This window comes from Pseudomonas sp. URIL14HWK12:I5, from assembly GCF_900176445.1.
Taxonomy (GTDB): Bacteria; Pseudomonadota; Gammaproteobacteria; order Pseudomonadales; family Pseudomonadaceae; genus Aquipseudomonas; species Aquipseudomonas monteilii.
Map to the genome: position 1 here is coordinate 414446 of NZ_FWXQ01000005.1, position 26151 is coordinate 440596.

General features: G+C 63.5%; 22 protein-coding genes and 1 rRNA gene. 10 read left to right on the forward strand and 13 right to left on the reverse strand.

The features are described 5' to 3' along the window. Positions 1 to 41: 41 nt before the first annotated feature. Positions 42 to 938, reverse strand: a complete 897-nt coding sequence (locus B9A31_RS14590) for a LysR family transcriptional regulator (protein WP_025754006.1) — start codon at positions 936 to 938, stop codon at positions 42 to 44. Positions 939 to 968: 30 nt separating this feature from the next. Further along, positions 969 to 1559, reverse strand: coding sequence for an NADPH:quinone oxidoreductase MdaB (locus B9A31_RS14595; protein WP_084297088.1), 591 nt, complete (start codon positions 1557 to 1559; stop codon positions 969 to 971). A 162-nt stretch (positions 1560 to 1721) separates the two neighbouring features. On the opposite strand from B9A31_RS14595, the gene B9A31_RS14600 reads away from it, so the two are divergent. Further along, positions 1722 to 2036, forward strand: coding sequence for a putative quinol monooxygenase (locus tag B9A31_RS14600; RefSeq protein WP_019098803.1), 315 nt, complete (start codon positions 1722 to 1724; stop codon positions 2034 to 2036). Here the strand turns inward: B9A31_RS14600 and B9A31_RS14605 are convergent. Next, positions 2026 to 2790, reverse strand: coding sequence for a sulfite exporter TauE/SafE family protein (locus B9A31_RS14605; RefSeq protein ID WP_019098802.1), 765 nt, complete (start codon positions 2788 to 2790; stop codon positions 2026 to 2028). The two genes, B9A31_RS14600 and B9A31_RS14605, sit on opposite strands and share 11 nt — an antisense overlap. Positions 2791 to 2928: 138 nt before the next feature. On the opposite strand from B9A31_RS14605, the gene B9A31_RS14610 reads away from it, so the two are divergent. Genes B9A31_RS14610 through B9A31_RS14635 form a run of 6 tightly spaced genes read left to right on the forward strand, consistent with a single transcriptional unit; the run spans position 2929 to position 8629 of the window. Continuing rightward, positions 2929 to 3540, forward strand: a complete 612-nt coding sequence (locus B9A31_RS14610) for a CDP-alcohol phosphatidyltransferase family protein (RefSeq protein ID WP_019098801.1) — start codon at positions 2929 to 2931, stop codon at positions 3538 to 3540. Between the two features lie 24 nt (positions 3541 to 3564). After that, positions 3565 to 5319, forward strand: a complete 1755-nt coding sequence (locus B9A31_RS14615) for a bifunctional alpha/beta hydrolase/class I SAM-dependent methyltransferase (protein WP_027609102.1) — start codon at positions 3565 to 3567, stop codon at positions 5317 to 5319. Then, positions 5320 to 6633 carry a phosphatase PAP2/dual specificity phosphatase family protein gene (locus B9A31_RS14620; protein WP_084297089.1) on the forward strand — a complete coding sequence of 438 codons (1314 nt, stop codon included), beginning with the start codon at positions 5320 to 5322 and terminating at the stop codon, positions 6631 to 6633. It begins immediately after the preceding gene. Beyond that, a complete protein-coding gene (locus tag B9A31_RS14625; RefSeq protein ID WP_084297090.1) occupies positions 6630 to 7061 on the forward strand; it encodes a hypothetical protein in 432 nt (143 codons plus the stop codon). Before B9A31_RS14620 ends, B9A31_RS14625 begins: the two co-directional genes overlap by 4 nt. 10 nt (positions 7062 to 7071) lie before the next feature. Then, positions 7072 to 7695 (forward strand): lysophospholipid acyltransferase family protein, encoded by a 624-nt coding sequence (locus B9A31_RS14630; RefSeq protein ID WP_084297091.1) that lies wholly within the window; start codon positions 7072 to 7074, stop codon positions 7693 to 7695. A gap of 1 nt (position 7696) precedes the next feature. After that, the gene (locus tag B9A31_RS14635) at positions 7697 to 8629 is read left to right on the forward strand and encodes a phosphatidate cytidylyltransferase (RefSeq protein ID WP_019098796.1); all 933 of its coding nucleotides are present in this window, start codon (positions 7697 to 7699) and stop codon (positions 8627 to 8629) included. A 92-nt stretch (positions 8630 to 8721) separates the two neighbouring features. Here B9A31_RS14635 and B9A31_RS14640 read toward each other — a convergent pair whose 3' ends face one another. After that, positions 8722 to 8997, reverse strand: coding sequence for a metal/formaldehyde-sensitive transcriptional repressor (locus B9A31_RS14640; protein WP_019098795.1), 276 nt, complete (start codon positions 8995 to 8997; stop codon positions 8722 to 8724). Positions 8998 to 9067: 70 nt separating this feature from the next. Between B9A31_RS14640 and dmeF the strand changes: the two genes are divergently transcribed. Beyond that, the gene (gene dmeF, locus B9A31_RS14645) at positions 9068 to 10003 is read left to right on the forward strand and encodes a CDF family Co(II)/Ni(II) efflux transporter DmeF (protein ID WP_027609100.1); all 936 of its coding nucleotides are present in this window, start codon (positions 9068 to 9070) and stop codon (positions 10001 to 10003) included. 96 nt (positions 10004 to 10099) lie between these two features. Continuing rightward, a complete protein-coding gene (locus B9A31_RS14650) occupies positions 10100 to 10444 on the forward strand; it encodes a cupin domain-containing protein (RefSeq protein WP_003258412.1) in 345 nt (114 codons plus the stop codon). Positions 10445 to 10533: 89 nt separating this feature from the next. Here the strand turns inward: B9A31_RS14650 and mmsB are convergent, their stop codons facing one another. Continuing rightward, entirely contained in the window at positions 10534 to 11421 is an 888-nt protein-coding gene (gene mmsB, locus B9A31_RS14655) for a 3-hydroxyisobutyrate dehydrogenase (protein ID WP_027609099.1), read from the reverse strand. A 9-nt stretch (positions 11422 to 11430) separates the two neighbouring features. Beyond that, complete coding sequence (locus tag B9A31_RS14660) at positions 11431 to 12957, reverse strand: CoA-acylating methylmalonate-semialdehyde dehydrogenase (protein ID WP_016713426.1); 1527 nt, start codon at positions 12955 to 12957, stop codon at positions 11431 to 11433. 132 nt (positions 12958 to 13089) lie between these two features. Here B9A31_RS14660 and B9A31_RS14665 point away from each other — a divergent pair, with 132 nt between their 5' ends. Beyond that, complete coding sequence (locus B9A31_RS14665; RefSeq protein WP_025754015.1) at positions 13090 to 14040, forward strand: LysR family transcriptional regulator; 951 nt, start codon at positions 13090 to 13092, stop codon at positions 14038 to 14040. A gap of 30 nt (positions 14041 to 14070) precedes the next feature. Here B9A31_RS14665 and B9A31_RS14670 read toward each other — a convergent pair whose 3' ends face one another. The 7 genes from B9A31_RS14670 to rrf all read right to left on the reverse strand — a co-directional run bounded on the left by B9A31_RS14670 (position 14071) and on the right by rrf (position 25990). Then, positions 14071 to 14562, reverse strand: coding sequence for an outer membrane lipoprotein YfiB (locus B9A31_RS14670; RefSeq protein ID WP_027609098.1), 492 nt, complete (start codon positions 14560 to 14562; stop codon positions 14071 to 14073). 4 nt (positions 14563 to 14566) lie between these two features. Continuing rightward, positions 14567 to 15838 (reverse strand): diguanylate cyclase DgcN/YfiN, encoded by a 1272-nt coding sequence (locus B9A31_RS14675; RefSeq protein WP_025754016.1) that lies wholly within the window; start codon positions 15836 to 15838, stop codon positions 14567 to 14569. Further along, positions 15835 to 16401: a regulatory sequestration protein YfiR gene (locus B9A31_RS14680; protein WP_019097845.1), complete on the reverse strand. Its 567-nt coding sequence runs from the start codon at positions 16399 to 16401 to the stop codon at positions 15835 to 15837. The genes B9A31_RS14675 and B9A31_RS14680 overlap by 4 nt, the downstream gene beginning before the upstream one ends. Positions 16402 to 16501: 100 nt before the next feature. After that, on the reverse strand, positions 16502 to 18577 hold the full coding sequence (recD, locus tag B9A31_RS14685) for an exodeoxyribonuclease V subunit alpha (RefSeq protein ID WP_027609097.1): 2076 nt from the start codon (positions 18575 to 18577) through the stop codon (positions 16502 to 16504). After that, positions 18574 to 22248 (reverse strand): exodeoxyribonuclease V subunit beta, encoded by a 3675-nt coding sequence (gene recB / locus B9A31_RS14690; protein WP_027609096.1) that lies wholly within the window; start codon positions 22246 to 22248, stop codon positions 18574 to 18576. The genes recD and recB overlap by 4 nt, the downstream gene beginning before the upstream one ends. Continuing rightward, complete coding sequence (recC, locus tag B9A31_RS14695) at positions 22245 to 25724, reverse strand: exodeoxyribonuclease V subunit gamma (protein WP_084297092.1); 3480 nt, start codon at positions 25722 to 25724, stop codon at positions 22245 to 22247. The genes recB and recC overlap by 4 nt, the downstream gene beginning before the upstream one ends. Positions 25725 to 25874: 150 nt before the next feature. Then, positions 25875 to 25990, reverse strand: a 5S ribosomal RNA gene (gene rrf / locus B9A31_RS14700). Positions 25991 to 26151 lie beyond the last annotated feature (161 nt).

The following is a 26151-nucleotide window of genomic DNA, read 5'->3' on the forward strand; positions in this document are numbered from 1 at the left end:
GTTTCGCCGTCTGCGGACAGGATATGTCGCGTTCAGGCAACTCAGCAGGCGTACATCGCCAGCTTGCGCTGGATGAAATCGAGGAAGCACTGGATACGCAATGCCAGCTGGGTGTTGCGGTAGTACACCGCATGAATCGGCTGGCGGTAGCCATTGTTGGCCTCGCTCAGCAGCACCTGCAGACGCCCGGTGCGAATGTCCTCGTGGGTCATGAAGTGCGACAGACTGACGATGCCCTCGCCGGCCAGCGCCAGCTGGCGCAGGGTCTCGCCACTGGAGGCGATCAGCGCCGGGCGAATGCTCCAACGGTCACCCTGGGCATGGCGCAGTGGCCACTGGTTGAGCGATTCGGGCTGGCTGAAACCCAGCAGGCTATGGTTGGCCAGATCCTCGACCTGCTGCGGTGTACCGTGCTGCTCAAGGTAAACCGGGCTGGCCAGCACCTGCACCGGGCTGCAACCGAGGTTGCGTGCGTGCAGGCTGGAGTCGGCCAGCTCACCGATGCGGATCGCCACGTCGGTGCTCTGCTCCAGCAGGTCGATGATCAGGTCGTCGGTGTTAAGCTCCAGCTCGATACCCGGGTACTGGCGGCGAAACTCGCCAATCCACGGCAAGATGGCATGCAGCATGAACGGCGCGGCCGCATTGATGCGCAGCCGCCCGGTAGCGGTCTGGCGGTTCATCGACAGGCGCTCTTCCATCTCGTCCATCTGCTCCAGTACCTGCCGCGAACGCTCAAGGAAAAAGCGTCCTTCCTCGGTCAGGTCCATACGCCGGGTGGTGCGGTTGACCAAGGTAGTGCCGAGCTTGCCCTCCAGGCGCGACAAGGTACGGCTGACGGCGGACGGGGTCTGGCCCATCTGCTCGGCAGCGGCAGAGATCGAGCCGCAGTCGATGACGGCGACGAACACCTGGAGTTCTTCGGATCGGGTTTTCACATTCGGGCCTGCGGCAGCTACTTGCCTGGATTAGATCGCCTTGCCGAACACCTTGTCCAGATGTGCTTCATAAGCCGCCAGTGCCGCCGGTACATCCGGGCGCTTCATCACATCTACCGCCAGGAAGGTTGGCAGGCCGGTCATGCCGAGGAACTGGTTGGCCTTGTGGAACGGGAAGTACACCGCATCCACACCCTTGCCTTCGAAGAAATCGGCAGGGTCATCGAATGCCTGCTGCGGCGCGTTCCAGGTCAGCGACAGCATGTACTGCTTGCCCTGTACCAAACCACCGCTGCCGTACTTTTGCGAGTGGTCCGAACGGGTGCGGCCATCGTTGGCGTAAAGGCTGCCATGGCCAGCGGTGAAGACTTCATCGATGTACTTCTTCACGGTCCAGGGCGCGCCCATCCACCACCCCGGCATTTGATAGATGATGACATCGGCCCAGAGGAACTTCTCCACTTCGGCCTGTACGTCGTAGCCGCCGTCGATGAACGTCTCCTGCACATCGAAACCGGCGCGGTCCAGGTGAGCGATGGCCGCTTCGTGCAAGGTCGCGTTGAGGCGGCCATCGGAGTGAGCGAACTGTTTACCACCATTGAGCAGAAGGATCTTTTTCATGCTGGCCTCCCCGGCCGGGTCAGAATTCATGCCGGCAGGTTAGAGACCCATGGGGTTGGGATACAGCGGTAACGGGGCAAAATACAATTGACCAGAAGTCACGAATGCGCAGCATATTATTGCCGTAGAATCGGTTCACCTTCCATCACCGAGTAGCGCCCCATGAGCGAGCAGTTCGCCTTCATCCTCAAAGCCAAGACCCGCCCGGAAATGGCTGACGCCTTCGAAAACCTGTTCCGGCCTTACGTCGAGCCAAGCCGCCAGGAGCCGGGCTGCATCGAGTACCACATGCTGCGTGACCAGCAGGACCCGAGCCTGTTCGTGTTCTTCGAAGTGTGGGCCAACCAGGCTGCGCTGGATGTGCATTCGGCCCTGCCGCACATGGCCGCGTTCTTCGAAAAGCGCATGGATTACCTGGAGCGCGATTTCGATATCCAGCGGGTCGACATGCTCAGCGCCTCAAGCGCTAGCCGTTGATCAGCAAATGGCCGCCCAGTGCCGCCAGGCCGATGAAAAAGCAACGTTTGAACACCAGCGCGCTGATGCGCTGACGCAACCACTGGCCGACCAGCATGCCGAGCAAAGCTGGCGCCAGCATCAGCAGCGAAGCCCCCAACGCCTGGCCACCCAAGGCATCCTGCCCGGCCAGGCCAACGGCCAGCGCCAGGGTCGAAACCGTGAACGACAGGCCCAGGGCCTGGATCAGTTGCTCGCGGCTCAGGCCCAGGCTCTGCAGGTAGGGCACAGCCGGTATCACGAATACCCCGGTTGCCGCCGTGACGCCCCCCGTCACCAGCCCACAAACCGGCCCCAGCCAGCGCTCGTGCGCCGCCGCCACTTGCAAACCTGGGCCAATCAGCCCGTACACCGCATACACCAGCAAGGCCGCACCCAGTGCGTGGACGGCCCATGGGCCGCTGTTGATGCCCAACCAGGCGCTGCCCAGCAAGGTGCCAATGAAGATGAGTGCCAGCATCGGGCCTAGCCGCACCAGCAAGGCCTGAAGGTGCCCGCCACTTGCCAGTTGCCAAAGGTTGGTGAGGGTCGAAGGCACGATCAGCAGCGCAGCAGCCTGCGCCGGTGACATAGCCAGGCCCAGCAGGCCCATGGCGATGGTCGGCATACCCAGGCCGATCACACCTTTGACGGCGCCGGCCAGCAGGAAGGTCAGCACCACCAGCAGCGAGAGCGCTGGGCCAATGTTCTGGTAGAAATCGAGCAAGGTAGTCATGGGCCGATAATGGCGTGTGCCGGGCGCGCTGAAAACCCTGGCCTCAACCGATGTGAGCAATTTCTCAGCCACTCACTTGCAGCCAGCAAAATCCTCGGCACACAATCGGCACATCGCACCACTAAAAAGGACTTTCCAGTGGCATCGATCTACCAGCTCAAACCGCGCTTCCAGGCTCTGCTGCGCCCAACCGTCCAGCGCCTGCATGACCGGGGCGTCACCGCCAACCAGGTCACCGTCACCGCCGCCGTGGTATCGATCCTGCTGGGCCTGCTGCTAGCCGCCCTGCCCCATGCCACTTGGCTGTTCATCCTGGTGCCAGTGTGGATGTTGCTGCGCATGGCGCTGAACGCCGTCGACGGCATGCTGGCTCGGGAGTTCGGCCAGCAATCCACCCTCGGCGCCTACCTAAACGAACTCTGCGACGTGATCGCCGATGCCGCCCTGTACCTGCCCTTCGCCCTGCTGGCCGGGGTGTCACCGACGCTGGTGACACTGGTGGTGCTGTGCGCCACCTTCAGCGAATACGCCGGGGTCATGGGCCCGCTGGCCGGCGCCTCGCGGCGTTATGACGGCCCCATGGGCAAAAGCGACCGCGCCTTTGCCTTCGGCGTGCTGGGCACCGGCGTCGCCTTTGGCCTGCTGAACGACAGCTGGATCAATGGTTTGCTGCTGGTCATCCTCGCGCTCTCGCTCTATACCCTCTACAACCGGGTTCGCCAGGGGCTGGCCGAAACCCGCAGAGCCTAAAATCGTCGCAAAAGGACGTTGACCATGCGCCAAGCGCAAGCGCTGCATTTCTCCACCCATGACGGTGTCGAGCTGCACTACCGTCATTGGCCTGCCACCCGCAACGAACACCAGCCACGCCGGGCTGTGGTGATGTTTCACCGTGGCCATGAACACGGCGGGCGTATGGCCCACCTGGCCGATGAACTGGACATGCCGGGCTATGACTTCTTCGCCTGGGATGCGCGCGGCCACGGCCAGTCGCCAGGTGCACGCGGCGACAGCCCGGGGTTCGCCACCAGCGTGCGCGACGTGCAAACCTTCATCGAACATATCCACGCCCACCACGGTATCGCCGAGCAGGACATGGTGGTGCTGGCGCAAAGCGTCGGCGCCGTGCTGATTGCCACCTGGGCCCACGACTACGCGCCCAAGGTGCGCTGCCTGGTGCTGGCCTCGCCGGCATTCAAGGTCAAGCTGTACGTGCCGTTCGCCCGCCCCGGCCTGAAACTGCTCAAGGCCTTGCGCGGCAACTTCTTCGTCAACAGCTACGTCAAGCCGCGCCTGCTTACCCATGACCCGGAGCGGGTGATGTCGTACGTGGCCGACCCGCTGATCAGCCGGCCAATCTCGGTGACCATGCTGCTAGGCCTGTACGAAGCCGCCGACCGGGTAGTGGCAGACGCCCAGGCCATTCAGGTACCGACCCAGTTGCTGGTCTCCGGGGCCGACTTCGTGGTCGAGCGCCAGCCACAGGAGCGCTTTTTCGAACGGTTGGGCAGTGCCCGCAAGGAAATGCACCTACTGCCCGGGTTCTTCCACGACACCTTGGGTGAACGTGATCGGGCCCATGCGCTGAGGCGCATCGAACGGTTTGTCGAACACTGCTTCACCCGCCCCGCCGCACAGCCGTCATTGCTGGATGCCGACAAGACCGGCGCCAGCTGCGCCGAGGCCGAGAGCCTGGCCGCCCCCTTGCCACGCAATTCGCCCCGCGACCTTTACTGGCGCGCCACCCGCGCGGGCCTGCAGTTGGGCAAGGGGCTGTCCGAAGGCGTGAAGCTGGGCTTTGACACCGGCTTCGACTCGGGCAGCACCCTCGACTACGTGTACCGCAACCAGCCGACCGGCAAGGGCAAACTGGGCCGCCTGATCGACCAGAATTACCTCGACGCCATCGGCTGGCGTGGTATTCGCCAGCGCAAGCTGCACGTCGAGGAATTGCTGCGCCTGGCCATCGCCCACCTGCGTGAACAACAACGGCCCGTGCACATTGTCGATATTGCCGCCGGCCATGGCCGCTACATCCTCGAAGCCCTGCAAGACCTTGAGCGGTTGCCGGATTCGATCCTGCTGCGCGACTACAGCGAACTGAACGTTCAGCAAGGCAGTACGCTAATCAGCGAAAAGGGCCTGGCCGACATCGCCCGCTTCGTCCAGGGCGATGCTTTCGATCGCCAGAGCCTGGCCACACTTGAGCAACCCCCAACGCTGGCAGTGGTTTCAGGGCTGTACGAACTCTTCCCCAGTAACCAACTGGTGGGCAACTCGTTGGCCGGGCTGGCCGACGCCGTAGAGGATGGCGGCTACCTGGTCTACACCGGCCAGCCGTGGCACCCGCAACTGGAGATGATTGCCCGCGCCCTCACCAGCCATCGGGGTGGCGAGGCTTGGGTGATGCGCCGCCGCAGCCAGGCCGAGATGGACCAGTTGGTCGAGGCAGCGGGCTTCCGCAAGCTGGCCCAGCGTATCGATCAATGGGGCATTTTCAGCGTCAGCCTGGCACAGCGGGTACGCTGAGTGAGCCCGCCACGCGAGCCTGGGCTGATCCGCCGGGGCGTGTTCTGGCTTCTGCTGCTGGGGCCGTTGTTCTTCCTCAGCTATGGGCTGGCGAACCATTACACGGCCGGGCGCAGTGATGTCGGCAGCCTGGTGTTCAGCTGGGAGCACGGCATGCCGCTGTGGCCCTGGACGATCATCCCGTACTGGTCGATCGACCTGCTCTACGGGCTGTCCTTCCTGCTGCCGCGCACACGCCAGGAAATGGACCGCCACGCGCTGGCGCTGCTCAGCGCGCAGGTGATCAGCGTCTGCTGTTTCCTGCTGTGGCCGCTGCGTTTCACCTTCGAGCGACCGGAACTGGACGGGCTGTTCGGCTGGCTGTTCGATGTATTGATGGGCTTCGACAAACCCTTCAACCAGGCGCCTTCGCTGCACATCGCTTTGCTGGTGATCATCTGGACGATGTTTGCCCGGCATCTGCAACGCCAGCCCTGGCGTTGGCTGATGCATGGCTGGATGGCGCTGATCGGGGTGTCGGTGCTGACCACCTGGCAGCATCATTTCATCGATGTACCCACTGGGGCGCTGGCCGGGTTTGCCTGCCTGTGGCTGTGGCCGTATCAAGGGCACCTGCCCTTCCAGGCGGCCCGCCTTGCACGGGATGCCAAGCGTTGGAAGGTCGCCGGTTGTTATGCTGTGGGCGCGCTGCTGTGTGCGCTTCCAGCTGTTGCGCTGGGCGGCACCTGGCTGTGGTTAAGTTGGCCGGGCGTGTCGCTGGGGCTAGTGGCAATGAACTATGCCGTGTTCGGGGCGGATGGTTTTCAGAAGGGTGCCGACGGGCGCTTGTCGAATGCGAGCCGGTGGCTGTTGGCACCCTATCTGGCAGGTGCGTGGCTCAATTCGCGGCTTTGGACGAAGGGCCACCCGCAAGCGGATGAGGTATGCGATGACGTGTACCTTGGGCGGACTCCAGGACGTGGTGAGGGGGGGCAATTTGCTGCGATTGTCGATTTGTGTGCGGAGCTGCCGTGCACCGTATTGGCAACGCAGCATTACCTGCATTTCCCCACCCTTGACCTGATAGCACCCGACAGCATCCTGCTACAACAAGCCGCCAGCGCTATCGAGCACCTACGCACTCAAGGCCCCGTGCTGGTGTGCTGCGCTTTGGGTTATTCACGCAGCGCCAGCGCCGTGGCGGCCTGGCTGGTGGTGACCGGCCGCTGCGATGACGCCCACCAGGCAGAATCCCTTATCCGCAAAGCCCGCCCCGGCATCGTCCTGCGCAACACGCATCGCCAGGCTCTCCAGCAACTGGAAGCACAGCCATGAACCTGCGTGTAGTGGCCAGCCTGCTGGGCCGAGGCAAACATCTGGAGCACCTGTCTGACGGCCTCACCCTGCTGGCTCTGGCCTATGGCCTCGCCCCCTTGCTGGGTCTCCCTCTGGCACCGCTGGCCAGCGTGCTGTGCAGCGTGCTGCTGGCGCTCGGCGTGCTGCACAAGTACTGGGCCATCCGCGTGGCGATCGATGCCGAACTGTTTGCCCACCTTGCCAATAGCGTAGACCTGGCGGCAGACACCCAGGCCCTGGACCACGCCCTGTTCGAACTGAAACTCAAACCACAGGCCACCGACGGCCGCGCCTGGCCTGCCCGCAGCCAGGCCGCACTAGGCCTGTTGCGCCGTCAGGCCGTATGCCTGGGCCTGCAGCTCTCGCTAGCCTTGGCTACCCTGCTGACACTGCCTTTGAAGGGATAACGAACGCCTCATGCTCGCCAACCTGACCGCCTATGTCATCACCTCCGCCGCCCGCCTGATCACGGGTGCCCGCGCCCTTTGGCTGGGTTGTACGCCGCTGCCGGTACAGCGCCTGTACTTCGCCAACCACAGCAGCCACGGTGACTTCGTACTGCTGTGGGCTTCACTGCCGCAACCTCTGCGCAAGCGTACCCGCCCGGTGGCGGGCGCGGACTACTGGGCCAAACCGGGGATTCGCGACTTTCTCATTCGCAAGGTGTTCAACGGCGTGCTGATTGATCGGCAACGCAGTGAAGGCCAGGGCAGCCCGCTGCAACCGATCCTCGCAGCCATGGCGCAGGGTGACTCGCTGATCTTCTTCCCGGAGGGCACGCGCAACCTGGGTGATGAACCGCTAATGCCGTTCAGAAGCGGCTTGTACCACCTGGCGGCAGCCAACCCCGACGTCGAACTGGTACCGGTCTGGATCGCCAATCTCAACCGGGTGATGCCCAAGGGCCGCGCCCTTCCGCTGCCCCTACTTTGCACACTGAGCTTTGGCGAACCGTTGCACCTGCACGCTGATGAAAGCAAGCAGGCCTTTCTAGAGCGGGCCAGCCGAGCCCTGCTGAACCTGGCCCCGAAGGATGCCTGACATGGACGACAACACCCTTTCCCTGTTCGGCGGTATCGGCGCCCTGCTGCTGCTCGCCAGCGTGATCGGCCGCCTGCTCAAGTGGCGCGCAGGCCCAGCGCCACACGCGGTAATCGACAACCTCAACGCTCGCATCAACGCCTGGTGGGTGATGGTGCTGGTCATCGGCATCGCTTTCCTGTTCGGCAAGTACGGTGTGATCGTGCTGTTCTACGGCGTGTCGTTCTACGCCCTGCGCGAGTTCATGACCCTTACCCCGACCCGGCGCAGCGACTACCCGGCGTTGGTGGCGGCGTTCTATGTGGCGCTGCCGGTGCAGTACGTGCTCATCGCCATGGACTGGTACGGCCTGTTCAGCATCTTCATCCCGGTGTACCTGTTCCTGCTGCTGCCGATATTGGCCAGCTTTGGCGGCGATACCACACGCTTCCTTGAGCGTGCATCAAAGGTACAGTGGGGGTTGATGATCGCGGTGTACTGCGTGTCATCGGTGCCGGCCTTGATGACGCTGGACATCCCGGGCTACGAGGGGCGCAACCTGCTGCTGATAGCCTGGCTGATCCTGGTGGTGCAGATCAGCGACGTGCTGCAGTACGTATGCGGCAAGCTGTTCGGCAAACACAAGGTGGCACCCACCCTGTCGCCGTCCAAAACCGTCGAAGGCCTGGCCGGCGGCGTGGCACTGGCCACCTTGATAGGCGCCCTGCTGTGCTGGATCACCCCGTTCACCTTCTGGCAGGCCGCACTGATGGCCCTGACCGTGAACACCATGGGCTTCTTCGGCGGGCTGGTGATGTCGGCGATCAAGCGCGACCGTGGGGTGAAGGACTGGGGACACATGATCGAAGGCCATGGCGGCATGCTCGACCGTATGGACTCGGTGTGCTTTGCGGCGCCGGTGTTCTTCCACTTTGTGCGGTATTGGTGGGCGTAGCCACATACCCCTGGGGGGTATAGATCAACTGCCCAACCCAATTTCCAATCGCCTGCACCATCCATGTGGGAGCGGGTTCCGCTCCCGCGAGATTACTTGAGGTAAGACCGCAACAACGCCGCCACCTTGTCCGCCTCATCCTGCCGCTCCTCGGCGCTAAGCCCGTCCGCCACCAGATGTTCGCGGATATGCCCTTCCATCACTTCGGCCATCAGCCCGTTCACCGCGCCGCGCACGGCGGCGATCTGCTGCAGGATCGCCAGGCAGTCCTTGTCCTGCTCCAGCGCCGTCTCAAGCGCGGCCGCCTGGCCCTTGATCTTGCGCACCCGGGCCAGCAGTTGCTTCTTGCTCTTCAGGGTATGTGCCATTGGATTCCACACCATGCTAGGTATACTGGGGTATAGTATATTTCTCGATCGTCCGGGAGCATGATAAACCATGGCGACACAAACCTCTGACCGTTGGCAGCACAGCCATCAGTTCCACACCAGCAACCTGGGCGCCGAGCGCAAGACCCGCCTGGCGGTGTGGCTGACCGCCGTGATGATGGTGGCGGAGATTGCCGGTGGCTGGTTCTTCAACTCCATGGCACTGCTGGCCGACGGCTGGCACATGAGCTCTCACGCTCTGGCCCTTGGCCTGTCGCTACTGGCCTACGCCGCCGCACGGCGCTATGCCGCTGATCGACGCTTTGCCTTCGGTACCTGGAAAATCGAGATTCTCGGTGGTTATTCCAGCGCGCTGCTGTTGCTGGGCGTGGCCGGGCTGATGGTGTTCCAGTCGGTGGAGCGGCTACTGGCACCGGGACCCATCCATTATGACGAGGCCATCTTCATCGCCGTGGTAGGCCTTGCCGTCAACCTGATTTGTGCCTGGCTACTGCGCGATGACCATCACCATCATGATCATCATGGGCACGACCATCACCATGACCACGGCCATCACCACCACGACCTGAACCTGCGCTCGGCCTACCTGCACGTGATGGCCGATGCCGCCACTTCGGTACTGGCCATCGTGGCCTTGCTGGCCGGCAAGTTCTGGGGCGCCAGCTGGCTCGATCCGGTCATGGGCCTAGTGGGTGCGCTGCTGGTGGCGCTGTGGGCCCGCGGCCTGCTGCGCGATACCGGGCGGGTGCTGCTGGATGCGGAGATGGACGCGCCGGTGGTGGAAGAAATCCGCGAAGTGGTGGCGCAGCTGCCCGTGCCGGCCAGCATCACCGACCTGCATGTATGGCGGGTGGGCAAGGCCCAATACGCCTGCATTCTTGGTTTGGCCACCTCAAGTGCCCTCAGCGCCGACAGCGTGCGCCAGGCCTTGGGTGTGCATGAAGAACTGGCGCACATCACCGTCGAGGTAAACCACCTGGCATAGCGCGACCAGACAGCTGGACGTCGAGCCCAGGCAACTGCGGCTCGGCCGATGGCCCTATGGTGACGAGTCATTCAGCCAGTCACCAGGAGTTGTGCCATGTCCGATTTCATCACCGTCCTGCGCGAAACCTGCCCGACACCGGTCGTGGACGCCACCAAGTGGAAGCGCATCGGCGGCGATCCGCACACCGTCAACCTCAATGCCTACCTGTCGGCCGACGGCAGCAAGATCATGGGCACCTGGATCTGCACCCCGGGCAAGTTCGAGGTCAACTACGAGAAGTGGGAGTTCTGCCACTTCCTCGATGGCTACTGCATCATCACCCCGGAAGGCGAAGAGCCGAAGCACCTGAAAGCCGGTGACGTATTCGTCATCGAACCGGGGATGAAAGGCACTTGGGAAGTGGTCGAGACTGTACGCAAGTACTTCGTTTTCGCCTGATAAAAAAATCGCGGGGCAGGTGCCCTTCCCTCTGGTGCGCAGTTACAGAGGGAAGGCCACCTGGCCCGCGATGAAGTCCACCTCGCTCGTCAATCCTTCTTGCGATACCCCTCGACGATGGCCGAGAAGTCCTTGCCCCCTTCGCCGCGCAGGCTCATGGCCTGATACAGCTGCTGGGCCACGGCCCCGAGGATCACCGGCTGGTGTGCCTGGCGTGCCGCTTCGGTGGCCAGCCCCAGGTCCTTGAGCATCAGTTCGGCGCCAAAGCCTCCGGTATAACCGCGCGACGCAGGCGCCGTTTCGATGATGCCCGGCCACGGGTTGTAGGTGTCCGAACTCCAGCAACGCCCGGTCGAGCTGTTGATGATGCCGGCCAGCACCTTGGTGTCGATGCCCAGCGCGTTACCCAAGGCCATGGCCTCGGACACGCCGATCATGGAGATGCCCAGCAGCAGGTTGTTGCAGATCTTGGCGATCTGCCCGGTGCCGACTTCACCGCAGTGCACAATGTTGCGGCCCATCTGCTCCAGTACCGGCTTGAGGCTGGCGAACAGCTCGGCGCTGGCGCCCACCATGAAGGTCAGGGTGCCTGCTGCCGCGCCGCCGGTGCCACCGGACACCGGCGCATCGCCCATGTCCACACCCTTGGCCGCTGCGGCCTTGGACACATCGCGGGCGGTCTGCGGGTCGATGGTGCTGCAGTCCACGGTTGGTGTGCCGGGGCGAATGCCGGCCAACACGCCGTCGTCGTTCAGGTACACGCTGCGCACATGGGCCGCCGCCGGCAGCATGGTGATAACCAGCTCGCTGTTGGCCGCCGCGTCCTTGGGCGACGGGCTGATCTGCCCGCCCAGTTCTGCCAACTCGGCCAGCACGGTTTTGTTCAGGTCGAACAGGTTCAGCTGGTGCCCGGCCTTGATCAGGTTGCGGGCCATGGGCGCGCCCATGTTGCCGAGGCCAATGAATGCAATACGCATGACGTCTCCTTAGCGCAGGCTGATGGTGGTGTTCACACCGTCATTGACACTGTCGTCATCGAACCAGCGGGCGGTGACGGTCTTGGTCTGAGTGTAGAACTGCACCACCTGCTTGCCGTACGGGCCGAGGTCACCGAGCTTGGAGCCACGCGAACCGGTGAAGCTGAAGAACGGTACCGGTACCGGGATCGGGATGTTGATGCCGACCTGGCCGATGTCGATTTCGCTCTGGAACTTGCGCGCGGCCGCGCCGCTTTGGGTGAACAGGCCGGTGCCGTTGCCGAACGGGTTGGCGTTGACCAGGGCGATGGCCTCATCAAGTGTATCGACCTCCAGGGTCACCAGCACCGGGCCGAAGATTTCCTGGGTGTACACCTGCATGTCGGTCTTCACGCCCGAGAACAGGGTTGGGCCGACGAAGTTGCCTTGCTCGTAGCCCGGTACCTTGACGTCACGGCCGTCGAGTTCCAGCTTGGCGCCTTCCTTGATGCCGCTTTCGATCAGGCCCAGCACACGCTCCTTGGCGCGTTTGGAAACTACCGGGCCTACATCGGTACCAGGCTCACAGCCGGCATTGACCTTGAGCTTGCTGGCCGCTTCCTTGATATCCGGCAGCCATTCACGGGCCTTGCCCACCAGCACCGCCACCGAGGTGGCCATGCAGCGCTGGCCCGCCGCGCCGAAAGCAGCACCGACCAGGGCGTTGATGGTTTGCGTGCGGTTGGCATCGGGCAGCACAACGGCGTGGTTCTTGGCGCCCATCATCGACTGCACGCGCTTGCCGTGCTGGCTGCCCAGGTTGTACACGTGGGTGCCGACTTCGGTAGAGCCAACGAAGGAAATGGCTTTGATGTCTTGATGGGTGCAAATGGCATCCACCACTTGCTTGCCACCGTGCACCACGTTAAGCACACCCGCCGGTACGCCGGCTTCCAGCGCCAGCTCGACCAGCAGCATGGTCGAGAGAGGGTCCTGTTCGGACGGCTTGAGCACGAACGTGTTGCCGCAGACGATGGCCATGGGGAACATCCACAGCGGGATCATCGCCGGGAAGTTGAACGGGGTGATACCGGCGCATACACCAATCGGCTGGCGCAGGGTGTAGGTATCGACACCGCCCGCGACGTTCTCGGCGAATTCGCCCATCTGCAGGGTGCCAATGGACGCCGCGTGCTCGACCACTTCCAGCCCGCGGAAGATATCGCCTTCGGCATCAGCCAGGGTTTTGCCCTGCTCTGCGCTGAGCACCTGGGCAATGCGTTTGGTGTGTTCGCGAATCAGCGCCTGCAGCTTGAGCATGATGCGCATGCGTGCGCCAATCGGGGTGTCGCGCCAGGTCTGGAAAGCGCGATGGGCAGCAGCCACGGCAGCGTCGACTTCTTCGACGGTGGCGAACGGCACGCGCGCCAGTACTTCCTGGGTGGCAGGGTTGACGATGTCGCGCCATTCGGTAGTTTTCGACTCGACCCATTGGCCGTCGATCAGCAGCTTGACCTGCTCGACCTTGGTGGGGTTCGGGGATTGCGGTGCGTTCATCTGCGTTCTCCTTGGAATTATTGTCGGGACGAGATCGCCAGCGCCAAGCAAACGCAAGGTGGCGTCCTGAGGCTTGTTTCGAGTATAGATGTGCAAACATCCAACAAGAACGCACAAAAAAACCGGATCATCATGCAAAAAGACCTCACATCCCTGAGCGCCCTCAACTGGGACGACCTGAAGTTTTTCCTTGAAGTGGCTCGCACCCGCAAGGCCAGCAGTGCCGCCAAACGGCTGAGCGTGGACTACACCACGGTGTCACGGCGCATCAGCTCGCTGGAGGGGGCCTTGGGTACGTTGCTGTTCGAAAAGTCGCGGACCAACGGTTTTGTGCTGACCGCCGAAGGCCAGCGCCTGCTGGGCTATGCCGAGTCGATCGAAAGCACGCTGCACATGGCCTGCGAGCAGGTGTCCGGGTCGGGCGTGGCGTTGTCGGGGCATGTACGCATGGGTTGCACGGAGGGCTTCGGCAGCTTCTTCATTACCCCTCAGCTGAGCCACTTCGTTGATGCCTACCCGGCGATTTCGGTGGATATTCTGCCGCTGCCGCACTTCATCAGCCTGTCCAAACGTGAGGCTGATATTGTCATCGCGCTGGAGCGGCCAGAGCATGGGCCTTATGTGTGCTGCAAGCTGTGCGATTACCGCTTGCGGCTGTATGCGACCCAGGATTACCTGGACAGCCACGCGCCGATTCGTCAGGTGGCGGACTTGGCCAAACATCCCTTTATCAGTTACGTGGATGATCTGGCGTTCAGTTCGGAGCTTTTGTACCTGGCCAACCTGATCCCCGGTGCCAGTGCGCACCTACGCAGTACCAGTGTGATTGCACAGTACACCGCGGCGTTGCAGGGGCGTGGGTTGGCGATATTGCCGTGTTTTCTGGCAGCACAGGACCCGAGATTGGTGACGGTGTTGCCGGATGAGATCGAGGTGACGCGGCAGTTCTGGATGTATTGCCGGGAGGATTTGAGGAAGTTGAAGCGGATTACCCTGCTGTGGGATTACATCCGGGGGGTGACCGAGGCGAACGCGCCGTTGTTGATGGGCGAAACGCGGGAGATGAGTTTTGCTCAGGAATGATCAGGGCGCTCTGCGCCCTGATATAACCAGTCAGTAAGACGCCACCACTATGGATACACGCCGGTTTTCGGTACGCCCGGCGCTGGTGCGGTTGTCTGCCACTGGCTGGGTGCTGCCCAGGCCACGGCGCTGTATGTTCTGGGCCTGCATGCCCACCCCGACCAGCGCTTTGGCCACGCTTTGGGCACGGCGCTCGGACAGTTGCTGGTTATACGCCGCCTTGCCCGACGAATCGGCATGCCCGTCTACCCGCACGCCCTGGATGCCAACACCCAGCAGCGCCTTGCCAATGCGCTCGACAATCGCCTGGCTCTGGCCGTTGAGGCTGTCCAGGTCGCTGCCGAACAGCACTTTACCGGACAGGTCGTAGGCCCAGCCTTCATCGGTGGGGGTAAAGCCTTCGCGCTTGAGTACGGCAATCTGTTCAGGGGTAAGGCCCTTGGGGGATGCGCTCTGGCAACCGGTCAGCGCCAGCATGGCGAGCAACAAGGCCCAAAGGGGGAAACGTAAAGCGTGCATCACGGGTTCAACTCCTGTTCTTGATTTCACTGGCGGACCGTTCCGTCTGCGCCACTTGCCAATGGCCACGGCGTTTACGCTTGGCCTCGTACATCGCCGCATCGGCGGCATTGAGAAGACTGGCGGGGTCAGCGCCGTCATCCGGGTAATAGGCAATACCGACACTCAGTGAGGTGGCAATGCTGCGGCCGCTGTCCAGCTGCACCGGCAGCTTCATGCTGGCCACGATCTTCTCGGCAATCTGCTCGGCGTCCTTGCGCGACTGCAAAGGTGTCAGCAACACCGCGAACTCGTCACCGCCCAGGCGTGCCACCAGGTCGTGCTCGCGCAGCTGGGCACGCACGCGGTCGGCCACGCTGATCAGCACTTCGTCGCCCACGGCATGGCCAAGGGTGTCGTTGATCTGCTTGAAGTGGTCGCTGTCGAGGAACAAAAGCGCCAGGTGGTCCCGCTGCCGCGCGGCATTGCGCACGCTGCGGTTCAGGCGCCCTTCGAAGAAGGCGCGGTTGGGCAGGCCGGTCAGGCTGTCGTGGCTAGCCTGGTGAGCCAAGGTCTGGTTTTCGCTCTGCAGGTGGCTGTGCCACACCTCCAGTTCGTCCAGCAGGGCATTGAAGTCGTTGCCCAGCTCGTTGAGCTCGGCAATCGGCGCCTCCGGCACGCGCCGGTCGAAGCTGCGCTCGCGGCGGGCGGCGTGGGCGACACTGGCCAGGCCGCGCAGCGGGCGGGTGATATTGCTGAGCAGGCGCCGCGACAGATACTGGGCAGCCAAAGCGCTGAGTATCGTGCAGAACAGGATTCCGGCCAGACCGCTGAGCAGGAACAGCAACAGGCTACGGCCCTGGCCGACCAGTTCAGTGTGCCCGACTTTTTGCTGCTGGTGCAGGATCGGCAGGTTGACCGGCTCATCCAGCAAGGCCGTGGCCACCTGCACTTCGAGCTTGCCGAGCATGCCCGTATCGCCGCGTTGCCAGTGCGCCAGCAGCTCGCCTTCGTTGTTGAAGACCTTGGCCTCGGCCACCTCCTCGTTACTGGCGATCAGCGCCAGTGATTCGTTGGCTGCAGCACTGTCATCGAACACCACCGCCGCCTCTACGGTGTAGTTGATCGAGCGGGCAATCAGGTGCAGGTTGTGGTTGGCATAGACGCGCAGGGCGAGCACACCCAGCAGCGTAAGCGAAATACCGGCCAGACCTACAGCGAGCAAGGCAACGCTGAGGTGGCCACGGCCCAGCACCGAGCGCAGGGTCGGGCGTACGCCCTGCTTGCGGGTCGGCTTCATGGCTGCACCGCCCGGCGCCGCGACAATTGCAGCACGCTGGGGTGGATGCGCACGCCGGAACGCGCCACCGAATCCAGGTTGACTTCAAAGGCCACCTGCTGGTCGCTGACCCGCAGGCAGAACAGGCTGCCGACCGTGCAGGGGTCGTTCGCTTCGCTGATGCTCAGAACCGGGTGGCCGCTGATGCGCTCGAACAGTTTGTCGCGCTGGCCTTGGTCAAGCTTGCCAATGTAGATGGCATCGCAGGCCTGGGCGACCTGGGTATCCTCTGCCAGCAGCCGCCGCACCTGCAGCGGGCGGCCGGACTCCTGTACATGGCCTTTGATCAGGTCATCGGCATACTCGGTGGGGCCGACCAGGCACAGGCGTAAGGGGGAGGGTTCGACCGGCCAGCGGGCATAGCTGAAGATACCCAGTACGACCTGGGTCACGGCCTTGGCGCGTTGCTGGGCCTGGGCGGTGGTTGTGGCGGTATCTGCCCGGGCGGCGCCCATGGAAATGAACAGGGCGGCCAGCAACAGCGAAAGTGCACAGTTTGGCGCTCGCCTCCCGGCCACATTCATGTGGGAAATCTCTTATGGTCCTTTCCGGTATCGGCGCAACGATAGCACATGGCCGCTTCCTTGTATGGAAGAGCGGCCAGGTGCATCGGGTTGTATGCCCCTAGACCTGCTCCAGCATCAACCCGGAAATACGCCGTACCTTGCGCGCCACCGCCTCTTCGAAAATGCCCTGGCGTGGCTCGACCAGGCTGAAGCAGTGCTTGGCGCGGGTGATGCCGGTATACACCAGCTCCTTGGTCAGCACCGGGTTGAGCGCATCCGGCAACACCAGTGCGGTGTGGCTGAACTCCGAGCCTTGGGACTTGTGCACGGTCATGGCGAACACCGTTTCCACTTCGTTAAGCCGGCTCGGCAAGACGAAGCGCACCCCGCCACTACCATCGTTACGCGGGAAAGCCACGCGCAGCAGCGGCTCGCCTTGCTCATCCGGCAGGCGCAGGGCGATGCCGATGTCACCGTTCATCAGGCCCAGGCCGTAGTCGTTGCGGGTCACCAACACCGGGCGCCCTTCGTACCAGGGCTGCTGGCTGTCGATCAGCCCGGCATTGTGCAGCACCCGCGCCACCCGCTCGTTGAGGCCTTCGACACCCCAGGCGCCGCGACGCACCGCGCAGAGCAACTGGAAGTCCTCGAAGCTGTGCAGCACCTTGCCCGCCCACTGCTCCCATGCCGGGTCGTCAAATGCGGTTTCGAGTGCCGGCCTGTAGCGGCCAAGGGTGCGCAGGTAGCTGCGATAGCCTTGCGGGCCTTCGGCACCACGGTTCAGGCCGTCGAGCAGCAGGCGGTCAAAAGCACGGTCCTGCTCGTGCTTGAGCGCCAGGCTGTGCACATCCTCCGGTGGCGTGGCCAGCAGGTTGCGTGCCGCGTAAGCGTCCTGGCGATTGACCAGCCTGGCCAGTTGACCAATGCCGCTGCCTTCGCCGAAGCGTCGTGAAAAGCGCAGCATTACCACCTGTTGGGCCAGCGGGTTGCGCTGCTCATCGCCGGCCTTGAGCCCGCTGCCGGCCAGCGACTCGCCGCTGACCTGTTCCAGCCACGCAGTGGTTGCCGGCGAGTAACAGCCCTCTTCGGCATCCCGGCACAAATCCCCCAGCACCGCACCGGCCTCGACAGAGGCCAACTGGTCCTTGTCCCCCAGCAACACCAGGCGTGCCCGTGGCGGCAAGGCATCGAGCAGGTTGGCCATCATTTCCAGGTCGATCATCGACGCCTCGTCGACCACCAGCACGTCCAGCGGCAACGGGTTGCCAGCATGGTGGCGGAAGTGCCGCGAGCCTGGGCGGCTGCCGAGCAGCCGGTGTACGGTGCTGACGTCAGTGGGAATTTGCCCGCGGACCTCAGCGCTGACTTGCAGCCGCTCGACTTGCTGGCCAATGGACTCGGTCAGGCGCGCAGCAGCCTTGCCGGTCGGCGCGGCCAGGCGTATGCGCAGCGGCCTGCCCAACTCTACCGCCGGCCCCTGCAGCAGGGCCAGCAGGCGCACGACGGTCGTGGTTTTCCCCGTGCCGGGGCCGCCCGTGATGATGCTGAAACCGGCACGGGTGGCCAGCGCACACGCAAGCTTCTGCCAGTCCACCTGGCCTGCTGGCGCCCCGCCCGCGAACAGCTGCGCCAGGCGATCTGACAGGTCGGTCAGCGGCGCTTCGGCCTGGGTCAGGCGCTGGCGCAGGGTATGGTCGATGCGCCGCTCGTAGCGCCAGTAACGGCGCAGGTACAGGCGCTCGCCGCTGAGCACCAGCGGCCGCGCTTGCTGGCCTGGGTTATCGCCGAGTGCCACCAGCGAGCTGGCGGCGATGCGCTGGCGCCAGGCATTCAAGTCGAGGTTGGCCAGCAGCTGCGAGGGTAACAGCAGAGGGCCAGTCAAGGCGTCGCCTTCCGGTGGCAGCGACAGTGCAAAGTCGGGCTCGGCCAGGGTTTGCTGCAAATCGAGGCACACATGGCCATGGCCCAGTTGGTGGCTGGCCAACGCTGCCGCCAGCAACAGCAAGGGGTCACTGCCAGGGGCGCGCTCTTCAAGGAACGACACGAATGCACGGTCCAGGGCACGCAGCCAGCCCCGCTCTACCCAGCGGTCGAGCAGTTGCAGCAGGTCACCGCTGTCATGCTGAGGTGCCAGCGCCAACAGGTGCTCGGCGTGCAGTGGGGTGGGCAAAAGGTCGAGTAGGCTTCGGCTCATGGCGCAACTCCGGCTAACAGGTCCTGCTGTGCGGGCGCGCGCTCGCCACGGAACAGCGCATCCAGGCGTTCAATCAGCTCACGCGGTGGCTTGGCGTGGTACACGCCGTGGCCGCTGCTGCTGGCGCCTCGCAGGAAGATGAACAGGGCGCCACCGACATGGCGGTCGTAATCGTAATCCGGCAGGCGTGCGCGCAACTGGCGGTGCAGGGCCAGCAGGTACAGCACGTACTGCAGGTCGTAGCGGTGCTCGATGATGGACTTTTCCATGGCCATTGTGTCGTAGGCCTGGATGTCCGGGCCCAGCCAGTTGGACTTGTAGTCGGTTACGTAATACCGCCCGTCCAGCTCGAACGCCAGGTCGATGAAGCCTTTGAACATGCCGTTGAGCACGGTTGGCTGCGCTGCCGGGCGTGCCAACCCAGGGTGGGTGTAGCGAGCGACCAGGCGGTCGAGTTGTTCGGCGTCGACCTGATGGCTGGCGAACCAGAACTCCATTTCGATCTGGTAATGGCGCAACTGACCGAGCGTTACACGCAGGTCGTTGCCCGGTAACGGCAGCGGCTCGTTCAACAAGCGTTGCAGCCACTGGGTGAGGGTGGGAATCCACCCGGTCCAGTCACGGCGGTTGCATCGCTGGCCAACGGTTCGCTCGATCAGCTGCGAGTTGCCGGTGACCTGGCTGAAGCCCTCGCGCCCTGCCCATTCCAGCAGGCCATGGAGGAAGGTGCCCGGGTTCGGCCCCCGTGGAAAGCGGTGGATATCGCCGCTGTCGGGCGGGACCTCGCGCAACACCTGGGCATCGAGCACCTCGTCATCCAGCAATTGCTGGGCCTGCGAGCTGTCGGCGCCAAGGGTCTGGTCGCCGACGCGCAGGGCGCTGTACGACGCGATCCACCAATGCTCGGCTGCGGCGCGGCGAGGCTTGCGTGCAGGCAGCAGCTCACGCTCGGCATGGGGCATGCGATACACCTGCTCATCCGCCTGCGGCAGACCCGGGCAGGTGATGTGCGGGCACGTCGCCGCCAGCGCCTGCAACCAGCCCGTCAACTGCGTCGATTCGGCCAGAGCAATGCCGCCCCCCAGCAGGTAGCCAAATGCCGAGCGGTGCAGCTGCGAACGCTTCTGGTTGCCACGCTTGAGGTCGGCAACACCCAGCCAGCAAGCATACTGTGCCCGGGTCAGGGCTACGTAGAGCAGGCGCAGGTCTTCGGCCAGGCGCTCGTCATCGGCGCGCTCGATCTGCTCCTGGTTCGGCGTGAGTGTGAGGTGGGCATTACCGTCGCTGTCATGCCAGGCCAACGGCAGTCGGGTGCCGTCGACGGGTTTGCTGGTGCAGATGAACGGCAGATAGACCAGGGGATATTCCAGGCCCTTGGACTTGTGGATCGTTACCACCTTGACCAGCTGTTCGTCGCTCTCCAGGCGCAGGATCTGTTCTTCACCGGCCTGCCCGGAACTGGCCAGGTGCTCGGCCAGGTGACGGATCAACGCCTGCTCACCGTCCAGCTCGCCTGCGGCCTGTTGCAACAGCTCGGCCAAGTGCAGCAGGTTGGTCAGCACCCGCTCGCCATCACTGCGGCGAATCAGCGTGCGCGGCAGATGGAAGTCATGCAGCAGGTGGCGCAACATCGGTAGCACCCCTTGGCGCTGCCAGGTGTCGCGGTAAAGGCGAAAACGCATGACCCAGCCTTCCCAGACCCGCTCGTCCTGGTTCAGCCGGTCCAGTTCGGCCAGCGACAGGCCCAGTGTGAGGCTGGCCAGTGCGGCCTTGAGCAGGCGTTCCGAGTCTGGCTCGGCGCAGGCCTTGAGCCAGGCCAGCAGGTCGTGGGCTTCCTGGGCGGCGAACACCGAGTCCTTGTCGGACAGGTACACGCTGCGCACATCACGCTTGGCCAGCTCGGCGCGGACCATCTGCGCTTCATGGCCATCACGCACCAGGATGGCGATGTCCGAAGGCAGGCAGGGGCGCAATTCGCCCTCGGCATTCTGGAAGCCCGCCGTGCCCTGCTGGCCACCGTTGAGCAAGGCGACGATATGGCTGGCGCAGCTGGCGGCCAGTTGCTGGCGGTAAACGCTGCTGGAAACCGGCTCTTCGCTTTCCAGCTGCCAGCATTGCAGGGCTGCGCTGGCTTCACCGCCAATCAGCAGCTGTTCGCCACGGCCCTTGGCATGCACCTCGATGAACGGCAACGGGTTGTCATCGGCCTCACGGAACAGGAATGCACCCCGCCCCATTTCACGCGCCTCGGCCTGCAGGAACACCTGGTTGACCGCCGCAACCATGGCTTTGCTGGAGCGGTAGTTGGTGTCCAGGCTGTGCAGGCGGCCGCTGGTGGCGCGCCGCGCAGCAAGGTAGGTGTAAATGTCGGCACCCCGGAAGGCGTAAATTGCCTGCTTGGGGTCACCGATCATGAACAGGCCGGTTTGTGCACGGTTTTCGCTGATCTGGTAAATGCGCTCGAAAATACCGTACTGCACCGGGTCGGTGTCCTGGAATTCGTCGATCAGCGCAACCGGAAACTGTTCGCGAATCAGGCTGGCCAGGCGCTCACCGGCCTCGCTGGCCAGGGCGTGCTGCAGGCGCAGGAGCATGTCGTCGAAGCCCATTTCCGCTCGGCGGCGCTTCTCCACTTCGAATCGCGCCGATACCCAGCCGGCAGCATGCTCAAGCAACGGCGCATCTGGGTTGTCCAAGGCCTGCAATTGCTGTTGCAACGTCTGCATGGCGTCGAGGGCCGGGTGGTCGGGCGGTTCGCCCTTCCAGGCTTCAGCCATGCCCGCAGGGGTGAGTCGGGTGAAGCCGGTACCCAGGTCGAGCTCCACCAGATGCTCATCGGCAGCCCAGGCGCAAAGTTTGTCGAACCAAGGTTCGAAGTAACGGGCCTGCATCTTGCGGCCGTCGACCTGCTTGGCGGCCAGTGCGTCGCGGCAGATTTGGCGCAGCTCTTCGGCCCACTGCGCCCACGGCGCCTTTAGCCGAGCCAGCTGTTGGTCACGTTGCTGCAGTGACGCCTGGATCAACGCGGAGGGCTCTGGCCCGTCGTGCTGAGCGCGTATGCGGCCAAACAGCGGGCGGATGCGCGGCAGCAAGGCATCGGGGCTCCCCCAGTTGCTGCGGACCCAGGCCAGCGCATCACCGTGCATGCCGTAGCAGAAACGCCGCCAGTAATCGCGCATCACCTGGCCCAGCAGCTCGCTGTGGTCGGTTTCCAGGGTCTGGGTGAACAGGCTGCCACTGTCGAAGGCATGCTCGCGGAGCATGCGCTGGCACCAGCCATGGATGGTCGATACCGCCGCTTCGTCCATCCACTGCACAGCGATTTCCAGGCGGCCGGCACACCGCGGCCAGGCCTCTTGTGGATAATCGTCACGCAGTTGATGCAACAACGGGTCGGCGGCTTCCAGTTCACCACGGAAAAACCGTGCAGCCTCAGCCAGGCGGGCACGAATACGCTCGCGCAGCTCTTTGGTGGCAGCGTCGGTGAAGGTCACCACGAGGATTTGCGGTGGTAGCAGCTCGCGGTCAAAGCCCTGTTCGCCACCGTGGCCGAGGATCAGGCGCAGGTACAGCGCCGAAATGGTGAAGGTCTTGCCCGTGCCGGCGCTGGCCTCGATCAGCTGGCTGCCGTGCAGGGGGAAACTCAGTGCCAAGGGACGGACCTGGGTCATACGCCTTTCTCCGGATTGCCCAAGGTCTGCCAAGGGGCGGTGAACAACGGGCGGTACAAGGTTTCGCACCAGCCTTCGAAGGTTTCATCAGCAGTGAGTGCGGCAAAGTCACGGAACTGGCGAGCCAGGGCAATGCTTTCACCCCGCTCGCCAAAGCTGGTGCGCTCGTCGCCTTCGTAGGCGCGGGCTGCGGCGGCCAAGGCCTTGTCGGCATCGTCCTGGGCCAACCATGCAAACGCGGTTTTGGCTGCAACGGGCAGAGGCGCATTCATCCCTGCCTGACGGGCCACGAGCAAATCGCCCAACAGTTGCCTGGCCTGCTCGGGCGGCAGCGGTGCAAGCAACAGGGTCAGGTCACTGGCTACCAGTGCACTGTTATAGGGGTAGCCTGCCGCACAGGCGGCCAAGTGCGTGACCCAAGGGGCAATCAGGCGGTGCCACTTGAGGTTGTTGCGCCCGGCACTGATGGTGTTGGGTACGGTGGTGATGCTGAGCAGGCTCTGGTCATCCGCCTGGAACACACGGCCCAGCCAGCCTTCGAGGCGGTGCTGGCCGTGCTCGAAATGCACCGGCAAAGCGCCCTCGACCAGCTGTGGCCAGCGTTGCAGCAACTGCTGGTGACGTTGCAGCAGGTCGGGTAGCGGCTCGATCAGCTCGTTCTGCAGTAGCTCGCCGAAGCCGGCCAGTGGCAACAAACCGCAGGCTTGCAGGCGCCGCGCCTGGGCCTGCAAGGCCTGTTCGGCGTTGCCCGGCTCGGCCAGGGCGGCGCCGAGCAGGCTCTCACTGGCGCCGTAGCGTTGCAGGGTATCGAGGACAAAGGGTTCTTCGTCCGGGGTCGGCGCCTCCAGTGCTTCGAAGTACACCTTCAAACGCTGGCTGAAGAAGTGCCGTACCGGGTGGCGCAGGAAGTCATTCAGCTGGGTCAGGCTCAGGGCTTCATCGTCGAAATAAGGTGGCAAGCCAGGGTCGCCCTGCTCTTGCTCTTCGCCTTGCTGGTGCAGCACCTGCCATTCGTGGGCAAAACTGAACAGCGGGCTACCCTTCTGGAAATAGCGGGGGCTGAACGGCTGCAGTGGGTGTTCCAGGGTCAGTGCATGCAGCAGTTGCTCGCCCGGCTCCACGGGTTGCCCTTGCTCGGCGCCGTTCAACTGCCAGCCCGCAGCGATGTGATCGCGCAACTGGCCGATCAGTACCGAGGCCGGGCGCTCGCTGTTATCGCGGATACTGCGCCCGACCCAGCTGACATACAGTTGGTCACGTGCCGACAGCAGCGCTTCGAGCAGCAGGTAACGGTCGTCTTCGCGGCGTGAGCGGTCACCGGGGCGGTAATCGCTGGCCATCAGGTCGAAGTCCAGTGGTTGCTGGGCGCGCGGGTAGTCGCCATCGTTCATGCCCAGCAGGCAGACTACGCGGAACGGGATGGCGCGCATGGGCATGAGGGTGCAGAAATTAACCGAACCGGCGAGGAAGCGTTGCGACAGCTTGCCCTGGTCGAGGCCTGACAGCCAGGCCTCACGCACCACGGTCAGCGGCAACGGGTCATTCAGCCCAACAGCCTCGCACACTTCAAGCCAGCCATCGCGCAGGTCCTGTAGCTGCATCAGCAGGAACTCGTCGTGCTCATCCTCGGCGAGGAAGAATACCTGCAGCAAGGCGTGCAGGCGCTCCCCCCACTCACTGACAGTGGCAGGCTCGGAAAACGCCTGACAAGCGACGTCGAGTGCATCGAGCAGTGCGACCAGCGGACCGATCAATGCTGCGTCCAGGCCTCCGATTTCATCGTAGGGCTCGATGCCATCGCAGGCCTCTCCCACACCTACGGCATAGCCCAGCAGCATGCGTCGCAGGCCGAAGCGCCAACTGTTCTGTTCAAGCCCGGCGGGCAAACCCAGGCTGGCCCGCTGCTCGGCGTTGAGGCCCCAACGAATACCGGCGCCCTCGATCCAGCGGTGCAGCGTAGGCAAGTCGTTTTCGCGGATACCGAAGCGGGCACGGACTGCCGGGACGTCCAGCAGGTCGAACACTTCGCTGACCGCGAAGCGGCTATCCGGCAGTTTGAGCAGGTGTTCAAGGGCAATCAGTAAAGGCTCACGCCCGCGCTGGCCTTGGTCGGTGAGAGTGAAGGGGATGTAGCGCGGGTCACTGCGCTGCAACTGGCCGAACACGGCGCGAATATGCGGCGCGTAAGTGTCGATGGCTGGCAGCATGACGATTACGTCACGAGGGCGCAACGTAGGGTCGGCGCTGAAGCGGGCCAGCAGCTGGTCATGGAGAATCTCCACTTCGCGTTGCGGGCTGTGTGCAATGTGGAAGCGGATCGAGCGGTCTTTGCCTGGATCGACTGGCGGCCACAGCTCGCGGGTTTCGGCGAGCGGGCGTAGTTCAAGAATGTCGTCCTGCAACTGGTTGAGCAACGTGGTAGGCGAGCCGTCGCTGAACAGGTCGATGCGCCCATCGTTGAACGCACCCTGGTAGCTGCCCGGATCGTCATAGCTGTCGAGCAGGTTGATGTAGTCGCGGCCCTGTTTGCCCCAAGCGGCCAACAACGGATGAGCATGCTGGTGCAGCGACTGGTCGTCCAGTTGCAGGGGCATGCCCTGTTTGCGTTGCTGGCGCCTGTACTGATGGCGCAACAGGTCCTTGTCAGCAACGATGTCCGCCCAGTGGTGGCGGCAGGGGTTGTGCACGCACAGCAATACCTGGCTAAAGCGCGCCAGGCCTGCCAGTGCCTCCAGGGCCTGCGCAGGCAACGAGGAAATGCCGAACACGATCACCCGCGGGGGCAGCCCCGCAGGTGCCTGTTCCAGATTGTTGATGCGCTCGGTGAAGCGCTGATGTACCCCGGCGCGGCTTTGCGCCATGCCCTGCTCACCGACATCCTCCAACAAGGCTCGCCACAACTCGGCTTGCCAGCGGTTGCCCGGCGGCAGGGCTTTGCGCTCACCACGGGCAGTATTGAGGATGTGATTGCCAGCAGCCCAGTCCTTGAGCCAGTCGGCGCGGTAGACCTGGTACTGGTCGAACAGGTCGGCCAGTCGCTCGGCGAGCTGGTAGCGCTTGCGCAGGTCGCTGTCGTCATTGAGGAAGCGCTGCAGCGGCTCGAAATGCGGGCGCTCTATCAGGGCTGGCAGCAGGCGCATCAGGCGCCAGGTCAGTGGGGCCTTGTCGAGCAGGGATACTTCGGGAATTTCGTCGTGGCCCAGCACGCTGCGGTACAGCTGCCACATGAAGCTGCCAGGCAGTTGCACATCGATTGCGGCAGCGATGCCGCAGCCACCCAGGTCATTTTCCAGCGGGTCTTCAGCCAGGGCCAGTTTGAGCCATTGGGCGATACCATTGCTTTGGACAAGGGCGATTTCGTTTTCCAAAGGTGCCAAGGGGTAACGGCGCATCCAGCTCACCACCAGGCTGCGTAGGTCATCGAGGCGGTTGCCGTGGACGATCATGAAACCTGGATGGAGCGTGGTAATAGCCATTGAGCATTCCCTGGAAGGCAGTTGGTTCAGATGCGGAACCATATCACGGGGCGTGGCACGGACCGTGGCACGCTTGGAGACAAACCTTTTCCTGGCCGGAAAAGACAAAACCCCTACCTGCATGTGCAGATAGGGGTTTTGCGAAATGAATCTTGACGATGACCTACTCTCACATGGGGAAACCCCACACTACCATCGGCGATGCATCGTTTCACTGCTGAGTTCGGGATGGGATCAGGTGGTTCCAATGCTCTATGGTCGTCAAGAAATTCTGTTGCCAGAATGTCCGTGAACACTCTTGGCCAATTCGGATATGCGATATTTGTGATGTTGCGAACTTTCGGGTCTTTCGTCTTCACCACCACAATTCGGCTTACGCGCAAATTGCTTGGGTGTTATATGGTCAAGCCTCACGGGCAATTAGTAT